Below are 24062 nucleotides of genomic sequence, written 5' to 3'. Positions count from 1 at the left end.
CGACAGGCTCACAGCAACCTCACAGCGAGAGTGCAGCGAACCAGCAGTCTCGCGCGCGAAGATGGGTACCGTGAGCGAGACACCCGAGGCGAGAGTCCTGATAGTCGACGACGAGCCCACCATCGTCGAACTGCTGTCGGTCAGTCTCAGGTTCCAGGGATTCGAGGTGGCGACGGCCTCGTCCGGCCCCGAGGCTCTGGACAAGGCCCGCAATTTCCGGCCCGAGGCCCTGATCCTCGACGTGATGATGCCCGGCATGGACGGCTTCGGGCTGCTGCGTCGCCTGCGCGCCGACGGGACCGATGCACCGGCACTGTTCCTGACGGCGCGCGATTCGGTGGACGACAAGGTGACCGGCCTGACCCTCGGTGCGGACGACTACGTCACCAAGCCGTTCTCCCTCGAAGAGGTGGTCGCCCGGCTCCGGGTGATTCTGCGGCGATGGGGCAAGGACGAGGACGCGCAACCGTCGCGAGTGGTGTTCGCGGACATCGAACTGGACGACGACACCCATGAGGTCTGGAAGGCAGGCGAGCCGATCTCCCTCTCGCCCACCGAGTTCACGCTGTTGCGGTATTTCATGGTCAACGCGGGAACCGTGTTGAGCAAGCCGCGGATCCTCGATCATGTGTGGCACTACGATTTCGGCGGCGAAGTGGGAGTGGTGGAGTCCTACGTGTCCTACTTGCGACGCAAGGTCGACACAGGCGATACCCGCCTGATCCACACGCTGCGAGGAGTCGGATACGTCATGCGCCGGCCACGGTGAGGGGGCTTCGGGCACGGCTGCGACATCTCCCGCTGCGACTGACCTTGGTCGCGGCGCTGCTGCTTCTGGTCGGGGTGGGCCTGTTGGCGTCGGGAGTGGCGGTGACGACCTCGCTCGAGACGTCTCTGATGCGTCGCCTGGACAGCCAACTGGTGGAGGCCTCCCGTGGGTGGGCGCAACCCGACGCCCGCCCGCTCCCGCCGCTGGACGAGCCGAACCCGGGTCGGCCCCCGTCGAACTTCTTCGTTCGCTCGGTGGCCACGGACGGTACCGTGCGCGGCCCGATCAACGATGTGGCCAACGACGGTCCGGACCTGTCGGGCCCGCCGTCGGCGATCCCGAAAACCGTCGGGTCCGAGGGTGACCCGTCGAAGCAGTGGCGGGTGATCACGGTGACCAACAGCGCAGGTTCGACCACCGTGGGAATGTCGCTCAGCGCCAATCAGATGACCGTCGGCAGGCTCGTGGTACTGCAGTTCTACATCGGCGCGGCCGTGTTGCTCGCGCTGGGTGTGATGGCCTACTTCGTGGTGCGACGCAGTCTTCGTCCCCTCCGCGAGGTGGAGACGACTGCGGCGGCCATCGCGGCCGGGGATCTGCATCGCCGCGTACCCGAATGGAGTGAGAAGACCGAGGTGGGTCGGTTGTCGGCGGCCCTGAACGGAATGCTCTCGCAGATCCAGCGCGCGTTCGCCGCAACCGCGGCCTCGGAGGAGGCGGCCCGTGCATCGGAAGACCGGATGCGCAGGTTCGTCGCCGATGCCAGCCACGAACTGCGGACGCCGCTGACGACGATTCGCGGATTCGCCGAACTGTATCGGCAGGGCGCGATGAGTGACATCTCGTTGCTGATGACGCGTATCGAAGGCGAGTCGGCGCGTATGGGTCTGCTCGTCGAGGACCTGCTCATGCTGGCCAGGCTCGATGCCCAACGCCCTCTCGACATGCGCCGGGTCGACGTGCTGACCATCGCCGCCGATGCCGTCCACGACGCCACGGCGATCTCGCCCGGCCGAGACATCACACTGAAAGTGATGGCAGAGCAAGGGATTCCCGAAGTCATCGGCGATGACCCACGGCTGCGTCAGGTGGTGGCGAACCTCGTCGGAAACGCAGTTCGGCACACCCCCGACACTGCGTCGATCACCGTGTGCGTCGAGACGACCCGGTCGTCGGTGCTGCTCGACGTGCAGGACACCGGGCCCGGTCTCAGTGAAGACGAGGCCGCTCACGTCTTCGAGCGCTTCTATCGAGCGGACTCCTCGCGGACCCGCGAGAGTGGTGGCAGCGGTCTCGGGTTGTCGATCGTTGCGGCGTTGGTGGCTGCTCACAGTGGCACCGTGAGCGTGCAGAGCGTCCCGGGGAAGGGCGCGAGGTTCCGGGTCGAATTACCCCGCGCCGACGGCTGATTCGCGAGGACGGTTGATTCGCGAGGACGGTGCCGTCGGCCCCGAGCGCTCGGCTCATCCGGTCGGACGCACTCATGCTCCGGACTTGACCAGCAGAACCGGAACCGGAATCTCGAGGAGCAGGCGTTGAATCGTCTGTCCCATCAGGAACTTGCCGACGGCCGAGCGATGGCGCGAGCCGACGACCAGGATGTCGGACTTGTGCTCCTCCACCAATGCCAACACGGTGCTCACGGCGTCGGGATCGGGTCGGCCCACTGCCACGGACCAGGTGACGGCACCGGCGTGATCGAGATCGCTCAACGCGGAGTCCACGGCAGTGGACACCGCCTGAGTCTCGACCGTCTCGGCAGCCGGTTCGGCAGATCCGGACAGTGCGTGCAGGACGACGAGATCGGTTTCTCGGATACGGGCCTCGCGAACCGCGGCCGCCAGGGCGGCGCGGCCCTCGGGTGCATTGTTGTGCAGTACGCCGACAGTCATGCGGTTTCTCCTACGAAGTGGGGGTGGGGTTCAGCCGAACGGAATCTGGCCGAGGACGACGCCGACGGCCAGCATGGCCAGGGACACGACCACTGCTCGCCACAGCACCTTCTTGTGGTGATCGGCCAACGAGACTCCGGCGAGGGTGACCAGCAGCAGGATGGCGGGAACCAGCGGGCTCTGCAGGTGCACGGGCTGGCCGGTGATCGAGGCACGGGCCATCTCGACGGGGTCGATGCCGTACTTGCCCGCAGTCTCGGTCAGCACCGGCAAGACCCCGAAGTAGAAGGCGTCGTTGGTCATGAAGAACGTCAGCGGGATGCTGAGAATGCCGGTGATGACGGCCAGGTACGGGCCCATACCGGACGGGATCACGTTGAGCAGCCACTCGGCCATGGCCTCGACCATTCCGGTGCCCTGGAAGACGCCGGTGAGGATCGCCGCAGCAAGAACCATCGCGACCACCGAGACGATGGAGGACGAATGCCGAGCGATCGCGTCGCCCTGCTCCTTGACCTTGGGGAAGTTGACCGTCAATGCGATCGAGGCCGCGATCATGAACAGCACCGGAATCGGGAGGACATCCATGACGAGGATGACGAGCAGGCTGACCGTCAGAGCAGCGTTGAACCACAGCAGCTTCGGGCGCAGAGTGGCGCGGTTGGGGTCGAGGCCGTCGAAGAACTGACCCGATTCGCCGTCGTCCGATCCACCGGTGCCCGCCCCGCCGGTTGCCGTGCCGCTCCTACCGATACTGCCCCCGCCACCACCGGAGGCCACCAGTTCGGGCTCGTAGATCAGCTTGCCGATGCGTCGGCGTTCCATGATGCCCAGGTGAACGGCGAAGAGCAGCACGATGATCAGGCCCACGATCATCGAGGGAACCATCGGAACGAAAACCTCGGACGGGGAGATTCCGAGAGCAGAAGCAGCGCGAACCGTCGGGCCGCCCCACGGAATGATGTTCATCGTGCCGTTGGCGAGACCGGCGACGACCGTCAGAATCACCGGGCTGACACCGAGTTTGAGATACAGCGGCAACAGGGCGGACGTGACGATGATGAACGTCGTCGAGCCGTCACCGTCCAGCGAGACGACCATGGCCAGAACAGCGGTTCCGACAACGAGTTTCATCGGATCGTTGCGAACGACCCGCAAGATGCCGCGGACCAGCGGATCGAAGAGTCCGACGTCGATCATGATTCCGAAGAAGATGATGGCGAAGAAGAGCAGGGCTGCAGTGGGGGCCAGCGATTTGATGCCGTCGGTGATCATATCGCCGATGCCGAGCCCGGCACCGGCCAGCAGACCGAAGATGACGGGCACGAGAGTGAGTGCGACGACGGGCGTTGCTCTCTTCGTCAGGATCAAGAACATGAAGGCGGCGACCATGAGGAAGCCGAGTATCACCAACATCGTGCACTCCTTGTCGAATGTGTGAGGTGGGTCCGGTCGGACTCGGTGTGTGACTGAAGTTACGTAACCGGCGTCACAGGGTCGCTGTTGTGCGCACTACCCGCGCAAGCGACGTAAAGAGCCTTTTGCGCATTGTGCTCACGGCCCGGAAGTGGAGCCTGCGGAATGACCCCAAAGGTGTGTTCTGGGCATAGCCTGGCCGAGTGCGATTGAGGACTCAGGTGCTGTTGTTGCAGGCCGCACTGGTGGCGGTGGCTCTGGCGGTGGCGTTCGGAGTGTTCGCGATCAGCAGTGGCAGGCAGGCGAGCGAGGAATACGGTGAACGCGCCCTCGCGGTCGCGCGGACGGTGGCGTCGGATCCGCAGGTCCGTTCGCTCGTCGAGCAGTTCTCGGCCGCCGACACCGCGGGCACCGATGCCGCACCTGCGGGAGTGCTGGCAGGCGGGGCATTGCAACGCGCGGCCGAAGGTGCTCGGATTCGCACCGATGCCTTGTTCGTCGTCATCACCGATGATCGTGGTCTGCGGTTGGCGCACCCGGACCCCACCGTTCTCGGTCAACGCGTCAGCACCGACCCCTCGGGCGCGCTGGCCGGAAACGAGGTGGTCGAGCAGCAGCGCGGCACCCTCGGCGACTCCGTACGCGCGAAAGTGCCTGTGTTGGCACTCGGTTCGAGGGACGTGGTGATCGGTGAAGTAAGCGTCGGCATTTCGACGACGGCCGTTCGCACCGAAATGTCGAAGGATCTGATCAACGGAGGGTTGGTCACCGGTGGCGTGCTGTTGTTGGGCCTGGTCGGTTCGATTCTGTTGGCGCGCAGGTGGAAAAGACTGACCCTGGGGCTCGAGCCGGAGGAACTGGCCGAACTCGTGCGTGAACAGGAGGCCGTGCTGCACGGAATCGGTGAGGGCGTGGTGGCAATCGACCCGGACGGGGTGGTGACGGTCGTCAACGACGAGGCGCGCACGCTGCTCTCGATCGACGGCAGGCCGGGGATGCGGGTGGAGGACATCGGTCTGACCCCGCGGCTGCTCGAGGTCATCGAAACTCCGACGGCCGAGCCGGTGCTCGCCGCCGTGAACGAGGTGGTGGTCATTGCAGCCGCCCGAAAAGTGCTGCGCGACAGCCGTGATCTGGGTACCGTGCTGACGGTGCGCGACCGGACCGATGTGGAAACCCTGACGCGTCAGCTCGACGCGGTGCAGTCGATGTCCGCCGTACTGCGCGCACAACGTCACGAGTTCGCGAACCGGATGCATCTGGTCAGTGGCTTGCTGCACGAAGGGCACCCGGATCGGGCCTCGCAATACATCGACGATATCCTCGGAATCGGTTCGAGGTCGGAATCGATCGAGGGCATCGATGCCGTCTCCGATGCCTATCTTCGGTCGTTCCTGACAGCCAAGGCCGCACATGCGCGTGAGAGCGGAGTGCGGTTGGTGTTGGGCGAGAACACCTGGGTGGGCGGTGAGCTGGCCGTTCCGGTGGACGTGACCACGGTGCTGGGAAATCTCGTCGACAATGCGATCGATGCGGCACGGTTGGGGGTTCGTCGGCCTGCGGAGGTGGAAGTGGAACTGGTGCAGGATCATTCGACGCTCCATATCGTGGTCCTCGATTCCGGCGACGGCGTGGACATGCCATCGGATCAGGTGTTCGTCGAGGGTGTGTCGACGAAATCGACCGCAGAAACGCCCGGCGGCCGGGGAGTGGGCCTGGCACTGAGTCGTCAGATCGCACGTACCCGCGGCGGCGATGTGACTCTGGCCGATGTCGGCGGGCGGATCACCGCGGAGAACGGCAGAGGCGGCGCGGTGTTCATCGCGTCGATACCGGGTGCGCTACACGACAACGAGGTATCGCAATGAGAGTTCTGGTGGTGGACGACGACTTTCGGGTGGCGGATCTGCACGCGGCACTGGTGAACTCGATCGAGGGCTACGAGGTGGTCGCGGTGGCGACGAGTATCGCGCAGGCGCGTGAGCTGTTGGCGACCCGGTCGTTCGATCTGGCATTGGTCGATGTCTACCTGCCCGATGGCTCCGGCATCGAACTGGTGCGCGAACTTCCGTGCGAGGCAATGGTGCTTTCGGCCGCCGCCGATCAGCCGACGGTGCGAGCTGCGATGATCGCGGGTGCCTGGACGTATCTGGTGAAGCCGTTTCCGCGCTCGGCATTGGTCGACCGTCTCACCGGCTACGTTGCCTACCGCGCCGCCCTCGATCGTTCGGAGGAGCTCGGTCAGGCCGATATCGACAGTGGACTCGACGCGCTGCGCCCACGCCCATCTGCCCCGACGCCGACCTCGCAGTCGGTCACCCGCGATCTGGTTCTCGACGCCGTCCGCGGTACGTCCGAGCCGATGTCGGCGGGCGAAGTTGCAGCCGCCATAGGGATTTCGCGGGCGACGGCGCAGCGCTACCTGGCAACACTGGTATCCAAGGGACGGCTGCGCATGCAGTTGCGCTACGGGTCCACCGGTCGACCGGAACAGGAGTATTCGTCAGTTCCTGGTTCGTGACGCCGCCACCACCACGGCTCCGAACACCGAGATCGCTGCGGTGACCAGGGCTGCGGTATTCCAGCCGTGTACGAGTGCGACAACGCCGCTGGCACTCGCGCCTACAGGAACTGCGACCACCGCGACGATGGTGACACCGATGGCAGAGCCCACGTAGCGCGCGGTGTTGTTCGCGCCACTGCCCATCCCTGCTCGCCCAGCGGGGACTCCGGCCACGGCCTCGCGTCCCAGTGCAGCGTTGAGTACCCCGCTGGCGACTCCGGCCACGAGTAGGCCGGGGAGAAGCCGTGGCCAGGATGCGTTCTCGGACAACCCCGTCAGCATCACCATCCCGATGGCGACGCCCACGAGACCGACGGCAAGTTGCGTGCGGCCACCGACCGAGGCGGGCAGTCTGCGGGCCAGCAAGGCGGTGACCACGGACGTGGCCGACCAGCCGAACAACAGTAGGGCGGCACCGAGCGCATCGATGCCGAGCGCGATGCCGAGAAATCCTGACATGTACGACATCAATGCGATGATCCCGCCGCCCGTGGCCAGCGCTGCAACCGTCGCGGCGACGAACGGCGGGTGCTGAAACAGAGCGAGGTCGAGCATCGCTGTTGTGCTTCGCAATTCGAAGACGACGAAGCCGACCAGCAGGAGTGCGGCGAGAACGAACAGCAGGATCGGGACGAGAGTGGTCCACCCCTGCCTGCCCTCGACCAATGCGGCCAACAATGCACCGACGCCCGTCGCCAACAGCAGTGCGCCGAGTGGGTCGAGCCCTCTGGGTGCGTCGGACGTGGATTCCTCGACGAGCACATGTGCGGCCACGGTCAGCACGGCTGTGGCCACGGCCAGCACCACGTAGGCTTCGCGCCAACTCGCCCAGCGATCCAGGACGGCGGCCAGCAACGGGCCGAGCGCGATGCCGGCACCCACGCTTGCGCCCCATACTCCGCTTGCCTTGGCGCGAACGGGACCGGCCGGGTGGGTGTGCGCGATGATGCCCAGGCTCGATGCCATGACGGCAGCGCCGCCGAGGCCCTGCAGGATGCGGGCCAGCACGAAGGTCAGTGTGTTGGGGGCGACGGCGCAGACGACCGCGCCTAGGGCAAGCACCGCGGCACCGAGCACGAACGTGCGGCGACGACCGAAATCGTCGGCGACCGTTCCGGTGGTGAGCAACGCGGCTGCGAGACCGATGCTCATGGAACTGAGAATCCACGTTCGTCCTGCGGCGTCCGACATCAGATCGGCCGCGGTGCTGTTGATGGTCGCGAGCGGCGCGGTGAACGCCATCAGCGTCAGCAGCGTGCCGAGGGCCGCGACAGACAGAGCTCGGGTGCTGTTCGCTGTGCCGGTGGGTGAGGGCGCGGAGTGGGTCATCTTCGTCCTTCTGGTCTGGTGATCGAACTGTAAACGCCCAACTTGGTTCGGTCAACAGACTGTAGGATCACGCCATGGCACTCGGAATCGACTATGCCCGCCAGGACTGCTCCCTGGCCCGCGCCCTCGAACTCGTCGGCGAGCGATGGACGATGCTCATCGTGCGTGACTGCTTCTTCGGCATCCGGCGCTTCGGCGACTTCCTGGTCCACCTCGACATCTCCAAAGCCGTCCTCACTCAACGACTCGGAGCACTCGTCGACGCCGGGATCCTCGAGAAACGAGCCCGCACCGCAGAAGGCGGACACGACGACTACGTCCCCACAGCCGCCCTCGAAGGACTGTGGCCCGCTCTGTTCGCCCTGACCTACTGGGGTGAGGAACAGACCGCGAAACCCGAAGGGCGGCGTCGGCGATTCCTGCACGCTCCCTGCGGAACCGACCTCGGACCACTGGGACTGTGCCCCGAATGCGGCGTGGCACCGGGCCCGCAGGACATCGACACCGACATCGGACCCGGTTACGACCCCGACACTCGATCCGACGAGGTGTCGATGCAACTACGAACGCGTCGACGGCTACTCGAGCCCCTGCGCTGAGCGAGAGTCAGTCCGGCACGTGTGCCGCGTGGCCGAGATCGCGCAGGGCCGCCCGCAGCGTGCTCGCGGCCTCGTCCTGCGACTCCGGTGAAGGGTTCGGATCCGCACCGGAGATGTCGAAGTTCCCCATCTCGTACGCCGGGAACACGTGCAGGTGCAGATGCGGCACCTCGAGCCCGGCAATCAGCAGTCCGGCGCGGGGCGCGTCGAACGCCGTCCGGACGGCCTGGCCGACGATCTGCGCGACGGCAGTGACCTTGGCGAACACGGCACCGTCCACGTCCTGCCACTGGTCGATCTCCTCCCGCGGCACCACCAACGTGTGGCCCTGGGTGACCGGGGCGATCGTCAGAAACGCGACCACATCGTCGTCCTGCCAGACGAAGCGACCTGGAATCTCGCCGGCGATGATCTTGCTGAAAATGGAAGCCATGGGAACAGGATGCCTCATACAAGGTCTTGTTCACCGGTCACTCCACAGGTTGCGCTCCTGACTCCCTGCTGCCCTGCTGCCCTCCCAGGTGATTGCCAGGTTCATCGCAGGCAGGGTCCAGCTCTGCACCCGAGCCTTGTCGACATGACAACGAATTCCCTCGCCCGAGCAGCGGGCCCGCGGCCCGGCTCGAACACCACTGCCACGCTCGAGGTGGTCATCCCGGTCTACAACGAAGAGGCCGACCTGGAACAGTGCATTCGTCGTCTCCATGAGCATCTCGAGGACCGGATCCCGTTTCGGTCGAGCATCACCATCGCCGACAACGCCAGCACCGACGGCACCCTCACCGTCGCGCATCGTCTCGCCGAGCAGATCGACGGAGTTCGAGTCCGTCATCTGGACGAGAAAGGCCGCGGACGCGCACTCAAGGCAGTGTGGTCGACATCGACGGCAGATGTCGTGGCCTACATGGATGTCGACCTCTCGACCGACCTCAACGCGCTGATGCCGCTGATCGCACCCCTGATGTCCGGGCACTCGGACCTCGCGATCGGATCGCGATTGAACCGGTCGTCTCGGGTGGTCCGCGGAGCCAAACGTGAATTCATCTCGCGCAGTTACAATCTCATTCTGCGTACCTCGCTGCGCGCGCGATTCTCCGATGCCCAGTGCGGGTTCAAAGCTATGCGCACCGACGTGGCCAGGCAATTGCTCCCGCTCGTCGAAGACACCGGATGGTTCTTCGACACCGAATTGCTCGTCATCGCAGAGAAAGTCGGGCTGCGGATTCACGAAGTACCCGTCGACTGGGTCGACGATCCGAACAGCAGCGTCGACATCGTCGACACCGCCGTCGAGGACTTGCGGGGATGCTGGCGCGTCGGCCGCGCGCTGGCCACCGGAGTGCTGCCCGTCGCCGAACTACGCCGAAGCCTGGGCCGGGAACCGCTCGTACCCGGTGTGCCGCACGGAATGATCAGCCAGATGGTGAGATTCGGCATCATCGGTATCGCCAGCACCGTCGCCTACGCTCTGCTGTACCTCGTGCTGCACCCGTTGATCGGGGCCCAGGCCGCCAACTTCGTCGGGTTGCTGATCACCGCGGTACTCAATACAGCGGCCAACCGCGCCTTCACATTCGGGGTCAGAGGCTCCGACGGGGCAGGCAAGCAGCAACTGCAAGGGCTGGTGATCTTCGGCTTCGCCCTCGTCGTCACCAGCGGGTCGCTCGCAGTACTGCATGCCTGGGCTCCCGGCGTCGACCGGCACGTCGAACTCGCCGTCCTCATCGTTGCCAACCTCGTCGCCACCGTGTGCCGATTCGTAGCTCTGCGATGGGTCTTCCGTAACCCGGAGTCGGCGCTCGCACCGGCCACGGTGGAGCCGAGCCGGTGACGACGACGATCGAGCGGCCCTCACCGGCCGCGGAATCCGCGCCCGCGACCTCCCCCCGGTGGGAATGGATCGCCACCGCTGCGCTGTTGGTCGGCACCGGTGTCGCCTACCTGTGGGACCTCGGAGCGTCGGGCTGGGCCAATTCTTTCTATTCTGCTGCCGTACAAGCAGGTTCGGTGTCCTGGAAGGCCTTCTTCTTCGGATCCTCCGATGCCGGCAATTCGATCACCGTCGACAAGCCGCCGATGTCACTGTGGCTGATGTCGCTGTCGGTGCGTCTGTTCGGGCTCAGTACCTGGGCGATGCTGGTGCCGCAGGTACTGCTCGGCGTCGCCTCGGTGGCACTGCTCCGCGCCACCGTCAAGCGCCACTTCGGCGCCGCCGCAGGCTTGCTCGCCGGCCTGGTACTGGCCCTCACCCCGGTCGCGGCACTGATGTTCCGGTTCAACAACCCCGATGCGTTGCTCGTACTACTGATGATCGCGGCGGTCTGGGCCCTGCTGCGCGGTGTCGAGACCGGAAAGACCACGTGGCTGTTGCTCACCGGGATGTTCGTCGGATTCGGATTCCTCACCAAGCAACTCCAGGTGATGCTCGTGGTGCCGCCGCTGGCGCTGACCTACCTGATTGCCGGACCGCCCAAGCTCGTCACCCGAGTGCTGCAGCTGTTCGGCGCGCTCGGTGCGATGATCGTCTCGGCCGGATGGTGGCTGCTGATCGTCGAATTCTGGCCCGCATCCTCACGGCCGTGGGTCGGTGGATCGCAGAACAATTCGATCCTCGAGCTCACGTTCGGCTACAACGGATTCGGCCGGCTCAGCGGCGACGAGACCGGAAGCGTCACCCGCGGTGGCTTCGGGGGTGCGGGTGGCGGCTCGATGTGGGGCGAAACCGGCATCTCCCGCATGTTCGACGCCTCCCAGGGAGGCCAGATCGCCTGGCTGCTCCCGGCGGCGCTGATCCTGCTGGTGGTCGGACTCGTGTTGTGCGGCAGATCTCCTCGATCGAACGGTCGGCGTGCGTCGTTGATCGTCTGGGGTTCGTGGGTGCTCGTCACCGGTCTGACGTTCAGCTTCATGGCGGGGATCTTCCATGCGTACTACACAGTTGCACTCTCGCCTGCCATTGCCGCGCTGATCGGCATCGGCAGTGTGATGGCGTGGCGTCGGCGCGAGAGGTGGTGGGTGCGGATCGCGATGGCGGTCGCGGTGGCGGCGACGGTTGCGATGGCCTGGGTGTTGCTCGGGCGCAGTGCGAGTTTCGTGCCGTGGCTGAAGTGGACGATCGTCGTCGTCGGAGTGCTCGCCGCGACGGCCCTGCTGATCCCCGCCCTGACCCGTGGCCGGTTGGCGGCAGTGTCGATCCTTGCGGTGATGTTCGCCGGTCTGGCCGGTCCGACGGCGTACGCGGCCGACACGATCGTCACCCCGCACACCGGATCGATCGTCTCGGCCGGGCCGAGCACCGGCATGCGCGGATTCGGCGGCATGGGCATGGGCAAGGGCATGGGCGAGGGCCACGGAGGCCGAGGTGCCATTCCTGCCGGTATGCAACTGCCGGCCGGATTCCCCGGTCGCACCGGGGCTCCCGGGCAGGCACCCGCAGCCGGTCATGTGTCGGAGATCGGCCGCGGGATGGGTGGTCTGCTCGAGGCCAGCACACCCACGGCAGCGATCACAGCCATGCTCGAGCAGAACGCGGATTCGTACACCTGGGTGGCGGCGACCGTCGGAGCCAACACCGCCGCGGGGTACCAACTGGCCACCGAGGATCCCGTCATGCCCGTGGGCGGATTCAACGGTACCGACCCCTCGCCGACACTCGCCGAATTCGAGCAGTACGTCGCCGACGGACGGATTCACTACTTCATCGGCGGTGCCGTCCCGGGAATGCAGTCGGGTACCTCGGCTGCGATATCGGCCTGGGTCGCCGAGAACTTCACCGCGACCACGGTCGACAGCGTGACGTTCTACGACCTCTCGAAGTAACACGGACCACCACGAAAGAGCCCCGCACCATGTCAGGTGCGGGGCGCTTTTGCGTCGAGCAGATAGTCTGATGCACTGTGCGCGTACTAGTCATTGGTTCCGGTGCTCGAGAGCACGCCCTTCTCCTTGCGTTGAAGGCCGACCCGTCGGTCGAGAAGCTCTTCGTGGCTCCCGGTAACGCAGGCACTGCAAAGCTCGCCGAGCAGCACGCGGTCGACGTGGCCTCGGGTGAGGCGGTGACCGCGCTGGCCAAGGAACTCGGCGTCGATCTCGTTGTCATCGGACCAGAGGTCCCCCTGGTGCTCGGCGTGGCCGATGCACTTCGTGAGGCAGGTATCGCTGCGTTCGGCCCGTCCGCTGATGCCGCTCGCATCGAGGGCTCCAAGGCGTTCGCCAAGGATGTGATGACCGCTGCGGGTGTGCGGACCGCGCACAGCGAAATCGTCGACTCGCCCGCGCTGCTCGACGCAGCCCTGGACCGTTTCGGTCCCAACTGGGTGGTCAAGGACGACGGCCTGGCCGCAGGCAAGGGCGTCGTCGTCACCACCGATCGGCTCGTCGCCCGCGCACACGCCGCCGAACTCCTCGAGAACGGCCACCCGGTGCTCCTCGAATCGTTCCTCGACGGCCCCGAGGTCTCCCTCTTCTGCCTCGTCGACGGCGAGACCGTCGTGCCGCTGCTGCCCGCGCAGGACCACAAACGCGTCGGCGACGGAGATACCGGGCCCAACACCGGCGGCATGGGTGCATACACCCCGTTGCCGTGGTTGCCCGAAGGCGCTGTCGACGAGATCGTCCGCGATGTGGTGAAACCTGTTGCCGCCGAGATGGTCCAGCGCGGTGTGCCATTCTCCGGTCTGCTGTACGCCGGGTTGGCGATGGGGGCCGACGGCCCGGCGGTGGTCGAATTCAACTGTCGCTTCGGTGATCCCGAGACCCAAGCCGTACTCGCTCTGCTGAAGACACCTCTCGGTACCGTGTTGAACGCAACCGCCACCGGGACTTTGGCGTCGTTGCCCGCGCTGGAATGGGCAGACGGTGCCGCCGTCACTGTCGTCATCGCCGCCGAGAACTACCCCGGACGTCCGCGCACCGGCGACGAGATTCTCGGTTCCGACGGAGCAGGCGTCCTGCACGCAGGCACTGCCGTCGAGGACGGCGTTGTGGTCTCCGCCGGTGGCCGAGTACTGAGCGTCGTCGGTACCGGATTCGATCTCACCGCCGCCCGAGACGACGCCTACTCCCGGATCGCAGGAATCCGACTGCCGGGCAGCCACTTCCGTACCGATATCGGATTGGCTGCAGTCGAGGGTCGTATCTCGCTGTAGATGCGGTCGGTGTCCACAATTTCGCCTAGCACACCCGATACCGTGCACCGGGTCGAAAAGTGGACACTCAGGTCAGTAGTCCACAGGTAGCAGCGCCATCCACATTTCTCGAATCGCCCGCCAACGGGGAGCTGTTCGACGCCAGGCTGTCACCCGTGGGGGTTTACACGAGGCAACAGTTGCTGGACGACGGCGTCAGCGAGGGCGCAATCGTCTACCGGACCGGGGTCGGCACACTGACCCGTCTGCTTCCGAGTATCTACTGCACGGGCGAACCGACGTTTCGCGATCGCTGCGTTGCCGCGACACTGTGGCAGCCGCACGCAGTGCTCAGTCACCGCACTGCGGCGTGGTGGTGGAACCTGCTCGATCACGAACCCGAGCAGGTGGAGATCACCGTTCCCCGCAGCTCGAGGCCGCGCGGTCCGAAGTGGCTGCGGGCGTATCGTCGCAGTCTCGACGAGTCGAGCTTCGCCCACGGTCTGCCGGTCGTGACCATCGAGCAGTCCGTCATCGACGTCGCCGTATCGCTGACCCGTCCCGCGCTGGAGAAATTCTTCGACTCTGCGCTCAGTCGCGCGGTGAGCTGGCGCGCAGTGGCGATCCAATGCGAGAAGTCAGCGGGGATGGCCGGCATCACCGAGGTGAGGAGGCAGCTACGCCTGGGGTGCCCGCGCACTCTGTCCGAACCCGAACGCCTGGTGGCACGGGCACTCACCTCCGCGGGCTACTTTCTGGAGATCAACGCCGAGGTGGGGCCGTACTATGCGGATTTGCTGGATCGCCGGGCGCGCGTGATCGTCGAAATCGATGGACGTGAGTTCCACAGCGCACCGGAAGTGTTCACCAACGACAGGGTTCGGCAGAACGCTCTGACACTCGACGGATGGCTCGTGCTGCGCTACTCGGCTGCGATGGTGATGACGGATCTGGACTACGTGTTGCGGCAGATCATCGAGACCGTGCGACGTCGGCGGAAGGCACTGACCTGAGTGTCCACATTGTGCAGTCACGATCGCGATCCCGTCTGGCGAGCGAAATAGTGGACATTCACATCAGTAGTGTCGAGACAATGCACAGTGAATCCCAGCGATCGAGGGTCGAGCCGTTCCATGTCATGGATGTGTTCGCCGCAGCTGCCGAGCGGGCGCGCACCCACGGCGACGTGCTGTCCCTGGCAGCGGGGCAGCCGTCGACCCGCGCGCCCGAGCCGGTGTTGCGCGCCACTCGTGATGCACTGGATGCGCACCTGCTCGGCTACACCGAGACGCTGGGCATCCTGCCGCTGCGGCAGGCGATCGCCGAGTATCACAGCGAGCGATACGGGATCACCGTCGACGCCGACGACGTGGTCGTCACCACCGGATCCTCCGGCGCGTTCACCCTGCTGTTTCTCGCGGCGTTCGACGTGGGGGACACCGTCGTCATGGCGAGGCCGGGATATCCGGCGTACCGAAACACATTGGCGGCCTTGGGTTGCCGGGTCGTCGAATTGGACACTCTGGCAGGCACGCGGTTTCAGCCGACCGTCGCCATGCTCGAGCAGCTGCCCGAGCCGCCCGCCGGCCTCATCATCGCCAGCCCTGCCAACCCAACCGGCACGATCATCGATGCGGACGAGCTCGCGGCCATCGCTCGCTGGTGCGACGAGCACGGAACGCTGCTGATCTCGGACGAGATCTACCACGGCATTTCGTACGGCGCGCACACCTCCAGTGCCTGGGAGACTTCGAAGGAATCCGTGGCGATCGGATCGGTGTCGAAGTACTTCTCGATGACCGGGTGGCGGTTGGGATGGATGCTGTTGCCGTCTCGATTGCGAAGAGCCGTCGAGCGATTGGCCTCGAACATGACGGTGTGCCCGCCCGCGATCTCCCAGGTTGCCGCCATCGCGGCGTTCACCGAACAATCGCGCACGGAGTTGGATTCACACGTCCGGCGTTACGCCGTCAACCGGCAGATTCTGCTCGACGGTCTGCCGGCCATGGGCATCACCGATCTCGCACCGGCCGACGGCGCGTTCTACGTGTACGCCGACATCGCGCATCTCACCGACGATTCGCGGGCATGGTGCGCGCAGGTCTTGGCGCGGACCGGAGTCGCGTTGGCGCCGGGTGTCGATTTCGACACCGTGCGCGGCCATACGACTGTGCGCTTTTCGTTCGCGGGGACCACTGCCGATGTCGAGGCGGCGTTGACGCGGCTGCGCGGGTTCACAACCTACTGAGTGCCTCGTCGATATCGGCGGCACTGACATCTCGGTGCGTGACGAAGCGCACCTTGCCGGCAACCGTCACTGCGGCGATGCCGAGCGCGTCCAACTCCGCGACCGTCGCCGCCGGATCGGGAACCGATGCCAGCACGATGTTCGTCTCGGGCTCCGCCACATCCCAATTCCGCTCGCGCAGTCCACCGGCGAGTGCCGATGCGTTGGCGTGATCGGCGGCCAGATCGCCGATTCGATCGAGGGCGACCAATCCGGCCGCGGCCAGGACTCCGCCCTGACGAACGCCGCCGCCCAACATCTTTCGGACCCGTCGTGCTTCGTGAATTCGATCGGCGTCGGAGACCAGCACCGACCCGACCGGTGCGCCGAGGCCCTTGCTCAAGCACACCTGCACCGTGTCGGCGCCGGCGGCCAACGACGCGATCGGAACATCGAGGGCCACAGCGGCATTCCACAGTCGTGCGCCGTCCAGATGAATGCTCAGTCCGCAATCACGTCCGGCAGCAACGAGTTCGGCCCACTCGGCCGGACCGAAGGCGGCGCCGCCTGCGAAGTTGTGAGTGTTCTCGAGTGACAGCAGCGTCGTCCGCAGCGTGAAGTACGGTCCGGCACCGCCTGCCTTCGCGCGCACCGTCGACGCCAGCGGACGCCCGGGCCCACCGTCGTGCGGGAGCGCGTCGGGCATCCCGCCCGCCAACCACGCGGCGGTACCGAGTTCGGAACCGAGGACGTGCGCATGCTCGGGTGCCAGGAATCGATCGCCGCGCTGCAGATGCAGCATCAGCGCGATCATGTTTCCCATCGAACCCGAGGGGACCCACAGTGCCGACTCGAAACCGAGCAGCCCTGCCACCGCTTCTTCCAGTGCCGCCATCGTCGGATCGTGATCGAGGACATCGTCACCCACATCGGCCTCGGCCATGGCTCTGCGCATGACCGAATCGGGACGGGTGATGGTGTCGGAGCGGAGGTCGATCGTTCGATGTGCCACGAGCACTGACAATTCCATAGCGCCAAAGCAGTCCGACGAAGGGCCTCGAGCTGGCACGATAACTTGAATGTCCGCAGGTCCGACCGAGTCGCAGCACAAGGTGTCGGGTGCGACTCCCAAGGGGGTGCGCCGCCGCCAGGCACTGGCGTCGGCGGCTGCGGACCTCCTCGTCGAGGGTGGGTTCGACGCGGTTCGGCACCGATCGGTTGCTGCACGGGCCGGGCTGCCGCTCGCATCGACGACCTACTATTTCGAATCCCTCGGCGACCTGGTCGCTGCGGCCGTCGACATCGTCGGAACCCGCGAAATCGAGGTCATGCGCGGCCGGATCGACGACGAGGGCACCTGCTCACGCAAGATGGAGTCGACGGTCGATCTGATCGTCGACCTGCTCATCGGCGCACAGGACGGACACGAGCACCTGATCGCGAGATACGAGCGTTTCATCGCCTCCGCCCGGCATCCAGAACTGCGTGAGGTGCAACTGCGGTTGCGCGCACAGATCGACGATCTACTCACCGACGTGCTGCGCAGGTCCGGACGAAGCGTGCGCGAAGAGCAGCTTCGTCGGCTGGTGGCCGTGGTCGACGGTGCGGTCGTCGGTGCCCTCAGCGAGGTGGACCCCGATCCGCGCGGCATGGCGCGCAGCATGCTCTTGGCCGTCATCGACGTCGTCGCACCAGCCGAATGACAGGGCCACGTAAGCTGGTCGCTCGTGAGCATCCCGAATGTCCTGGCCACCCGCTACGCAAGTCCCGAACTGGTGGAGCTGTGGTCACCGGAGCACAAGATCGTCCTGGAACGTCAACTGTGGATCGCGGTGCTGCGCGCGCAGTCCTCCCTCGGAGTCGACGTCCCGAGCGCCGCCGTCGCGGATTACGAAGCGGTCGTCGACCAGGTGGACCTTGCGTCGATCGCCGAGCGTGAACGAATCACCCGGCACGACGTCAAGGCTCGGATCGAGGAGTTCAACGCCCTCGCCGGCCACGAACACATCCACAAGGGCCTCACCAGCCGCGACCTCACCGAGAACGTCGAGCAGCTGCAGATTCTGCGTTCACTCGAACACGTCCACGGGCACGGGGTCGCCGTGGCCAAGCGCTTGGCCGAACGCGCAGCCGAGTACTCCTCGCTCGTCATGGCCGGGCGCAGCCACAATGTCGCAGCTCAGGCCACGACTCTCGGTAAGCGCTTCGCATCTGCCGCCGACGAACTGTTGCTGGCTCTGTCACGCCTGCAGGAACTGATCGCGCGCTACCCGCTGCGCGGAATCAAGGGCCCGATGGGCACTTCGCAGGACATGCTCGACCTGTTCGGCGGCGACTCGGCCAAACTCGTCGCGCTCGAGCGGATCGTCGCCGATCACCTCGGCTTCCGTCACACGCTCACCAGCGTCGGCCAGGTGTACCCCCGCTCGCTGGACCACGAGGTCGTCTCCGCCCTGGTCCAGGTCGGTGCCGGTCCGTCGTCCTTCGCGCACACCGTTCGCCTGATGGCGGGCCACGAACTCGTCACCGAAGGTTTTCAGGCCGGGCAGGTCGGCTCGTCGGCGATGCCGCACAAGATGAACACCCGTTCGTGCGAGCGCGTCAACGGCCTGCAGGTGGTGCTCCGCGGCTATGGATCGATGGCAGCCGAACTCGCCGGCGCGCAATGGAACGAGGGCGACGTCTTCTGCTCCGTGGTGCGCCGCGTCGCGCTGCCCGACGCCTTCTTCGCCATCGACGGCCTCATCGAGACCTTCCTGACGGTGCTCGACGAGTTCGGGGCCTACCCGGCCGTCATCGCCAAGGAACTCGACCGGTACCTGCCGTTCCTCGCGACGACGAAGGTGCTGATGGCCGCCGTGCGCGCAGGCGTCGGACGCGAAACCGCACACGAGGCGATCAAGGAACACGCCGTAGCTGTCGCGCTGGCGATGCGCGAGCAGGGACTCGAACCGGATCTGCTCGACCGCCTGGCCGCCGACGATCGCCTGCCGCTCGACCGCGCCGCACTCGACGCGGCACTGGCAGACAAGACGGCCTTCATCGGTGCTGCCGATGCGCAGGTCGGTTCCGTGGTGTCGGCAGTGGAGCGGCTGATGGAGAAGTTCCCGGCCGGCGCGTCCTACAGCCCGTCGCCGATTCTCTAGTCAGGACAGGACGCCGGGGAGGTCGGCGACGGAGGAGATCACGTAGTCGGGTTCCATCGCGAACTCGTCCTTGATACGTCGGTCCAGCACATCCTGCTGGAACTTGCCGGTGCGGACCAGGACTCCGGTCATTCCGACGACCTGCGCGGCCAGTACGTCGTTGTCCAGGTCGTCGCCGACCATCACGACGTCCTCAGGGTCGATGCCCATCCGCTCGGACGCTGTTCGGAAGCCGAGAGGTGCCGGCTTCCCGATGGCCTTCGCGGTGTGTCCGGAGGCCTGCTCCATCCCGGCCAGATACATACCGGTGTCGATACGAAGCCCGGCCCCGGTGCTCCACATCAACGAGCGATGCATCGCGACGACCGGTATGCCGCGACAGAGCCAGTCGTAGACGCGACTGAGGCGCTCGTGTGTGAACTCCGGGCCTGCACCGCCGACGACCACGACATCCGGATCCTCGGAGGATTCGTCGACGAACTCGATACCCGGCATATCGTGTGCGATCTCACCGTTGTTGATCAGTACCACGCGGGCGTCCGGATAGTTCTCGCGGAGATGATCGGCGGTGAGCGACGCGGCGGTGACGATCTCGTCGGAGTGCACGTCCAGTCCCACCTCGCGTAGCGCAACAGCTATCTGCTCGCGGGTCTTCGAGGTGGTATTGGTCAGAAACGCGCGGGCGATATCTCTGCTGTCGAGATACTTCAGAGTTTCCGCGGCACCGGGCACCGCCTGCCACGACGTGACCAGGACGCCGTCGATGTCGAAGAGAACCCCGCCGATACCCATCGGCAAACAGTAGTCGCCGGGCCCGGGCCTCGCAGCCTCAGCGCGTCGAGCGCCTACGCTCGGAGGCTGTGAACCCCTACACGATTTTCGCCGAGATCATTGCCGGGACGGCCGAGGCTTCTCGGGTCCACGAGGACGAGACAGCGATTGCGTTCATGGACATCAGGCCGCTCACCAGCGGACATGTGTTGGTGGTGCCCAAGGAGCAGTATCGGACGCTGGCGGAGCTGCCGCCGGAGATCGGGGCGCACCTGTTCGTGGTGGGGCAGAAGGTGGCCGCCGCTGTGCGTGCCAGCAATCCGCGGGTGGCCGGCGTCAACTTCTTTCTCGCCGACGGCACAGTGGCCGGTCAGGAAATCTTCCACGTGCATCTGCACGTCATCCCGCGCATGATCGGCGACGGCTTCGGGCTCCGTGCCAGGCCGTCGTCCCCGCAGCGATCCGAACTCGACCGGCAGGCCGGAGAGATCGCAGCCGCGCTGCCTCGGTAGTGACCTTCTGCGCTGTAGATAGAGCTGTGCCATCCGCGGCCGGGTGCGCGCTGAGGTCGACGGTCCTGGTGCCGACAGATGCTAGCGTCCCCAGGGTCGGCTAACAGAGGGTAGCCTGCCCTTATGAACTGGAGGCAGCCTTCTGTTCGCACCCAGTACGACGCAGAGCGCAGCCGATCGAAGGGGCACCGGATGGATCCGCACGGAATCGGGACCGAAGAACTGCGGGCACAGGTCGCAGAACTGATCGGCTCCGAGCCCGAGGCTGTGCCGATCGATGCGAACCTGTTCGAGTTGGGTCTGGAATCGATCGTGCTGATGCGGTTGGTGGGCAGATTCCGTCAGCAGGGCAGGGCGGTGACATTCGCCGATCTTGCTGCGCAGCCCACGGTCTCGGCCTGGTCCGAACTGGTCGGCGCAGCAATCGAGCCGGTACCCGCGGCCACCGCTCGCACCCCGGAGCCGAACCGGCCTGACACCGGCAGCTTCGATCTCGCCGTACTGCAGCACGCCTATTGGATCGGCCGCAGCGCAGAGCAGCGGTACGGCCGCGTCGCCCCGCACCTCTACACCGAATTCGACGGCAGAGCCGTCGATCCCGAACGGCTACGCGCCGCACTCGACGCCGTGGCCCGCAGGCACGACATGCTGCGGGCTCGGATCACCGACGACGGACAGCAGGTGATCGAGTCCAACCCTGGGTGGCGCGGACTGACGGTGCACGATCTGCAGAGCGAGTGCGACGCAGTGGTCGAGCTGGAACGAACTCGGCAACGCCTGACGCATCAGATGCTCGATATCGAAGCCGGAGAGGTGTTCTCGGCCGATCTGTCGTTGTTGCCGGGCGGACGAACTCGGCTGCATCTCGACGTGGACATGATTGCAGGCGACGCCGTCAGCTTCAGAATTCTGGTCGCAGATCTGGCGAGGGCATACGACGGCCAGGAGCTGCCGGCAGTCGACTACAGCTACGCGCGCTACCTGGCCGACCGTCCGCAGGATCGCCGAGAGGCTCGGGCCCAGGCCGAACGCTACTGGACCGATCGATTGGATTCTCTGCCCGGAGCGCCCACTCTGCCTCTGGTGGAACGTGATTCGGGCTCTCCCTCGGCGACGCGTCGGGCGTTTCACCTCGACTCGCAGCACTATTCGCTCTTGCAGTCGCGGGCTCGCGCACAGGGCGTCACTCCGGCGGTGGCGGTGGCGGCGGCCTTCGCCGAAGTGGTCGGGGCCTGGTCGGTCGAGCAGCGATTTTTGCTCAACGTTCCGATGTTCGACCGTGCCCCGACGCATCCGGCCGTCGGAGAGCTCGTCGGGGACTTCTCGTCCTCGGTGATGTTGGACGTCGATCTGCGGGAAAGTCTGTCGTTCGCCGAGCGGTCCCGGCGGCTGCGGGCTCGACTGCACGAGGACGCCTCGCACGTCGACTACTCCGGGGTGGAGGTACTGCGCGATCTCGGTCGTCGTCGCGGACAGCCGGTACTCGCGCCCGTGGTCTTCACCAGTGCGCTCGGATTGGGTGAGCTGTTCGACGCACGTGCTCGGGAGGTGTTCGGAGACCCGGTGTGGATGATCTCGCAGGGGCCGCAGGTGGTTCTGGACGCCCAGATCACCGAACTCGACGGCGGCGTGCTGGTCAACTGGGACATTCGTGAGAACGAGTTCCTGCCAGGGGTTCCCGAGGCGATGTTCGACGCCTTCGAGATGCTGGTCCGTGCACTGGTGGTCGATGGTGACAGCGTGTGGTCGGAACCGGTAGGGCAGCTGGTTCCGTCGCGTCAGCTTGCGCCGAGAACCCCGGCCGCCGATGTACCGCGGATCGATGCATTGCCGACCGCCGGGAACCAGGCCCTGCACCGCGCCTTCTTCGATCGCGCATCGCGCAACCCCGATGCGGTGGCGCTTGCATGGGGCGATGGCGAGTCGATGACGTACGGCGATCTGCGCGATCGAGCGATGAGAGTGGCTGCGGCACTGACGGATCGGGACGTGGCAGTGGGCGACACGGTCGGGGTGACGCTGCCGAAAGGGCCGGATCAAGTGGCGGCAATTCTCGGTGTGCTCGCCGCAGGCGGCGTGTACGTACCGATCGGCGTCGACCAACCGGCGAGTCGAGCTGCACTGATCGCCCGAAAGGCCGGGTTCGCGGTGACGATCGGAGGATCGGGTGACGACGGCCTCGCGGTGTCCGACGCGGTCCTGACCGAGCCGATGCCCGTCCCGCACCTCGGACCCGACACCGCTCCCGCATACATGATCTTCACCTCCGGTTCGACGGGGGAGCCCAAGGGTGTGGTCGTCCCGCATCGCGCGGCGATGAACACGATCGGCGATCTGGTCCAACGATTCTCACTGGACGAGCGCTATCGCCCGTTGTGCATGTCGGAGTTGGATTTCGACCTGTGCACGTTCGACCTGTTCTCGGTGTTCGAGGCCGGCGGTACGGCCGTGCTCATCGAGGAACACGAGCGCAGAGACCCGCAGCGCTGGGTCGCGCTGATTCGTGCGCATCGAGTCACGGTGATCAGCTGCGTACCGCCGCTATTGGACATGATCCTGTCGACCGGCGAGGATCTGGGTGACTCGCTCGAGGTCGTCATGCTCGGCGGGGACAAGGTGGGTCTCGACCTCTACCGCCGGCTGAACGCAGCGGTGCCGAGATGTCGGTTCGCCGGACTCGGCGGCGCAACCGAAACGGCGATCCACAACAGCATCTGCGAGGTCGTGGACGTCGATCCGCACTGGCGCACGGTACCGTTCGGGCTTGCGCTCGGGTCCATGGCGCTGCGGGTCGTCGATGCGCGCGGCCACCAGGTGCCGGACTGGATACCCGGCGAGCTGTGGGTGGCAGGAACAGGATTGGCCGACGGTTACCTGGACGATCTCGAACGCACGAACGAGCGCTTCGTCGAGGCCGATGGCTACCGCTGGTACCGCACCGGCGATCTGGTTCGCTACGGCACGGACTCGATGGTCGAATTCATCGGCCGCGTCGACAACCAGATCAAGATCAACGGATTTCGCATCGAGCTCGGGGAGATCGAGTCCGTCCTGGCCAGCGATCCCGAGGTCGTTGCCGCCGCCGCAGTCGTCGACCGCTCGGGTTCTGCTGCGGTGATGGCAGCGGTGGTTCTCGGCGATTCCGCCGCCGACCCCGATCAGAGCGTGGCGGGCATCACCGGCAGGGTGGCCGACCGTTTGCCCGCCCACATGGTGCCGGACCGGATCGTGGCACTGCGCACCCTGCCGCTCACCGTCAACGGCAAGATCGATTCCGCGGCAATTGCACAGCAGTGCAGAGCTGCAGGTGATTCCGAGCGAGCCGGAGCGCGTGTTGCGCCTCGAACCCGACTCGAGGGCGCACTCGCCCTGATCTGGCAGAGCGTGCTCGGTGCCGAGGAGGTGGGAGTCACCGACACCCTGTTCGCGTTGGGCGGCGACTCGGTACTCGCGACCACCATCGTCGCCCGAATTCGCGCGGCGTTCGACATCACCTCCGTCACGGTGCGGATGCTGTTCGCCGCGCCGACCGTGTCGGGTCTGGCGGAGTCGATGATCGCAGCCGAAGGCAACGGCGAACTGCTCGAGGCGACCGCAGAGATCTACGTATCGATCGAATCCATGTCGGAGGACCAACTGGTGGCCGCACTCGACCACCAGCACACTCCCTGACTCGATATGCCCACTCCCTCCTTCGAAGATCGGGAATCCA

At 65.9% G+C, this 24062-nt stretch carries 20 protein-coding genes; 14 read left to right on the top strand and 6 right to left on the bottom strand.

Annotated features, from left to right (window positions below):
- The first annotated feature begins 61 nt into the window (after positions 1-61).
- Both ACOQFP_RS07075 and ACOQFP_RS07070 read left to right on the top strand, forming a co-directional pair.
- Positions 62-769, top strand: coding sequence for a response regulator transcription factor (locus tag ACOQFP_RS07075; RefSeq protein WP_206492194.1), 708 nt, complete (start codon positions 62-64; stop codon positions 767-769).
- Positions 766-2178 carry a HAMP domain-containing sensor histidine kinase gene (locus ACOQFP_RS07070; RefSeq protein WP_307830913.1) on the top strand — a complete coding sequence of 471 codons (1413 nt, stop codon included), beginning with the start codon at positions 766-768 and terminating at the stop codon, positions 2176-2178. Before ACOQFP_RS07075 ends, ACOQFP_RS07070 begins: the two co-directional genes overlap by 4 nt.
- 72 nt (positions 2179-2250) lie before the next feature.
- Here the strand turns inward: ACOQFP_RS07070 and ACOQFP_RS07065 are convergent, their stop codons facing one another.
- A complete protein-coding gene (locus ACOQFP_RS07065; protein WP_206492195.1) occupies positions 2251-2661 on the bottom strand; it encodes a universal stress protein in 411 nt (136 codons plus the stop codon).
- A gap of 30 nt (positions 2662-2691) precedes the next feature.
- A complete protein-coding gene (locus ACOQFP_RS07060; protein ID WP_341243411.1) occupies positions 2692-4077 on the bottom strand; it encodes a CitMHS family transporter in 1386 nt (461 codons plus the stop codon).
- Positions 4078-4280: 203 nt separating this feature from the next.
- Between ACOQFP_RS07060 and ACOQFP_RS07055 the strand changes: the two genes are divergently transcribed.
- Both ACOQFP_RS07055 and ACOQFP_RS07050 read left to right on the top strand, forming a co-directional pair.
- Positions 4281-5945, top strand: coding sequence for an ATP-binding protein (locus ACOQFP_RS07055; RefSeq protein ID WP_421583878.1), 1665 nt, complete (start codon positions 4281-4283; stop codon positions 5943-5945).
- Entirely contained in the window at positions 5942-6598 is a 657-nt protein-coding gene (locus tag ACOQFP_RS07050) for a response regulator (RefSeq protein WP_421583877.1), read from the top strand. The genes ACOQFP_RS07055 and ACOQFP_RS07050 overlap by 4 nt, the downstream gene beginning before the upstream one ends.
- On the opposite strand, the gene ACOQFP_RS07045 is transcribed toward ACOQFP_RS07050, so the two are convergent.
- Complete coding sequence (locus tag ACOQFP_RS07045) at positions 6581-7969, bottom strand: MFS transporter (protein ID WP_421583876.1); 1389 nt, start codon at positions 7967-7969, stop codon at positions 6581-6583. The genes ACOQFP_RS07050 and ACOQFP_RS07045 overlap by 18 nt on opposite strands.
- A gap of 74 nt (positions 7970-8043) precedes the next feature.
- Between ACOQFP_RS07045 and ACOQFP_RS07040 the strand changes: the two genes are divergently transcribed.
- The gene (locus ACOQFP_RS07040; protein ID WP_206492200.1) at positions 8044-8568 is read left to right on the top strand and encodes a winged helix-turn-helix transcriptional regulator; all 525 of its coding nucleotides are present in this window, start codon (positions 8044-8046) and stop codon (positions 8566-8568) included.
- Between the two features lie 7 nt (positions 8569-8575).
- Here the strand turns inward: ACOQFP_RS07040 and ACOQFP_RS07035 are convergent, their stop codons facing one another.
- Positions 8576-9001, bottom strand: a complete 426-nt coding sequence (locus ACOQFP_RS07035; RefSeq protein ID WP_206492201.1) for an HIT family protein — start codon at positions 8999-9001, stop codon at positions 8576-8578.
- A 144-nt stretch (positions 9002-9145) separates the two neighbouring features.
- Here ACOQFP_RS07035 and ACOQFP_RS07030 point away from each other — a divergent pair, with 144 nt between their 5' ends.
- From ACOQFP_RS07030 to ACOQFP_RS07010, 5 genes are all read left to right on the top strand, one after another.
- On the top strand, positions 9146-10399 hold the full coding sequence (locus tag ACOQFP_RS07030) for a glycosyltransferase (RefSeq protein WP_421583875.1): 1254 nt from the start codon (positions 9146-9148) through the stop codon (positions 10397-10399).
- Positions 10396-12387, top strand: a complete 1992-nt coding sequence (locus tag ACOQFP_RS07025) for a glycosyltransferase family 39 protein (protein ID WP_421583874.1) — start codon at positions 10396-10398, stop codon at positions 12385-12387. Before ACOQFP_RS07030 ends, ACOQFP_RS07025 begins: the two co-directional genes overlap by 4 nt.
- A 77-nt stretch (positions 12388-12464) precedes the next feature.
- On the top strand, positions 12465-13715 hold the full coding sequence (gene purD, locus ACOQFP_RS07020) for a phosphoribosylamine--glycine ligase (protein ID WP_206492204.1): 1251 nt from the start codon (positions 12465-12467) through the stop codon (positions 13713-13715).
- 155 nt (positions 13716-13870) lie between these two features.
- A complete protein-coding gene (locus tag ACOQFP_RS07015; protein ID WP_341243414.1) occupies positions 13871-14707 on the top strand; it encodes a DUF559 domain-containing protein in 837 nt (278 codons plus the stop codon).
- Positions 14708-14787: 80 nt separating this feature from the next.
- A complete protein-coding gene (locus tag ACOQFP_RS07010; RefSeq protein WP_341243415.1) occupies positions 14788-15942 on the top strand; it encodes a pyridoxal phosphate-dependent aminotransferase in 1155 nt (384 codons plus the stop codon).
- Here ACOQFP_RS07010 and ACOQFP_RS07005 read toward each other — a convergent pair.
- The gene (locus ACOQFP_RS07005) at positions 15929-16933 is read right to left on the bottom strand and encodes a threonine aldolase family protein (RefSeq protein ID WP_421583873.1); all 1005 of its coding nucleotides are present in this window, start codon (positions 16931-16933) and stop codon (positions 15929-15931) included. The genes ACOQFP_RS07010 and ACOQFP_RS07005 overlap by 14 nt on opposite strands.
- 67 nt (positions 16934-17000) lie before the next feature.
- Here ACOQFP_RS07005 and ACOQFP_RS07000 point away from each other — a divergent pair, with 67 nt between their 5' ends.
- Positions 17001-17624, top strand: a complete 624-nt coding sequence (locus tag ACOQFP_RS07000) for a TetR/AcrR family transcriptional regulator (RefSeq protein WP_421583872.1) — start codon at positions 17001-17003, stop codon at positions 17622-17624.
- A gap of 24 nt (positions 17625-17648) precedes the next feature.
- The gene (purB, locus tag ACOQFP_RS06995; RefSeq protein WP_206492209.1) at positions 17649-19067 is read left to right on the top strand and encodes an adenylosuccinate lyase; all 1419 of its coding nucleotides are present in this window, start codon (positions 17649-17651) and stop codon (positions 19065-19067) included.
- Here the strand turns inward: purB and ACOQFP_RS06990 are convergent, their stop codons facing one another.
- Positions 19068-19859 carry an HAD-IIA family hydrolase gene (locus ACOQFP_RS06990; RefSeq protein WP_206492210.1) on the bottom strand — a complete coding sequence of 264 codons (792 nt, stop codon included), beginning with the start codon at positions 19857-19859 and terminating at the stop codon, positions 19068-19070. It lies immediately after the preceding gene.
- A 68-nt stretch (positions 19860-19927) separates the two neighbouring features.
- Between ACOQFP_RS06990 and ACOQFP_RS06985 the strand changes: the two genes are divergently transcribed.
- Both ACOQFP_RS06985 and ACOQFP_RS06980 read left to right on the top strand, forming a co-directional pair.
- Positions 19928-20350, top strand: a complete 423-nt coding sequence (locus tag ACOQFP_RS06985) for an HIT family protein (RefSeq protein WP_206492211.1) — start codon at positions 19928-19930, stop codon at positions 20348-20350.
- Between the two features lie 123 nt (positions 20351-20473).
- Positions 20474-24022 carry an amino acid adenylation domain-containing protein gene (locus ACOQFP_RS06980; RefSeq protein WP_421583871.1) on the top strand — a complete coding sequence of 1183 codons (3549 nt, stop codon included), beginning with the start codon at positions 20474-20476 and terminating at the stop codon, positions 24020-24022.
- Positions 24023-24062: the final 40 nt, after the last annotated feature.

The sequence above is a fragment of the Rhodococcus sp. MALMAid1271 genome (genome assembly GCF_049195265.1).
Taxonomy (GTDB): Bacteria; Actinomycetota; Actinomycetes; order Mycobacteriales; family Mycobacteriaceae; genus Rhodococcoides.
Note: the sequence above shows the minus strand (reverse complement) of the source record. Positions and strands in the feature narration are given on the sequence as shown.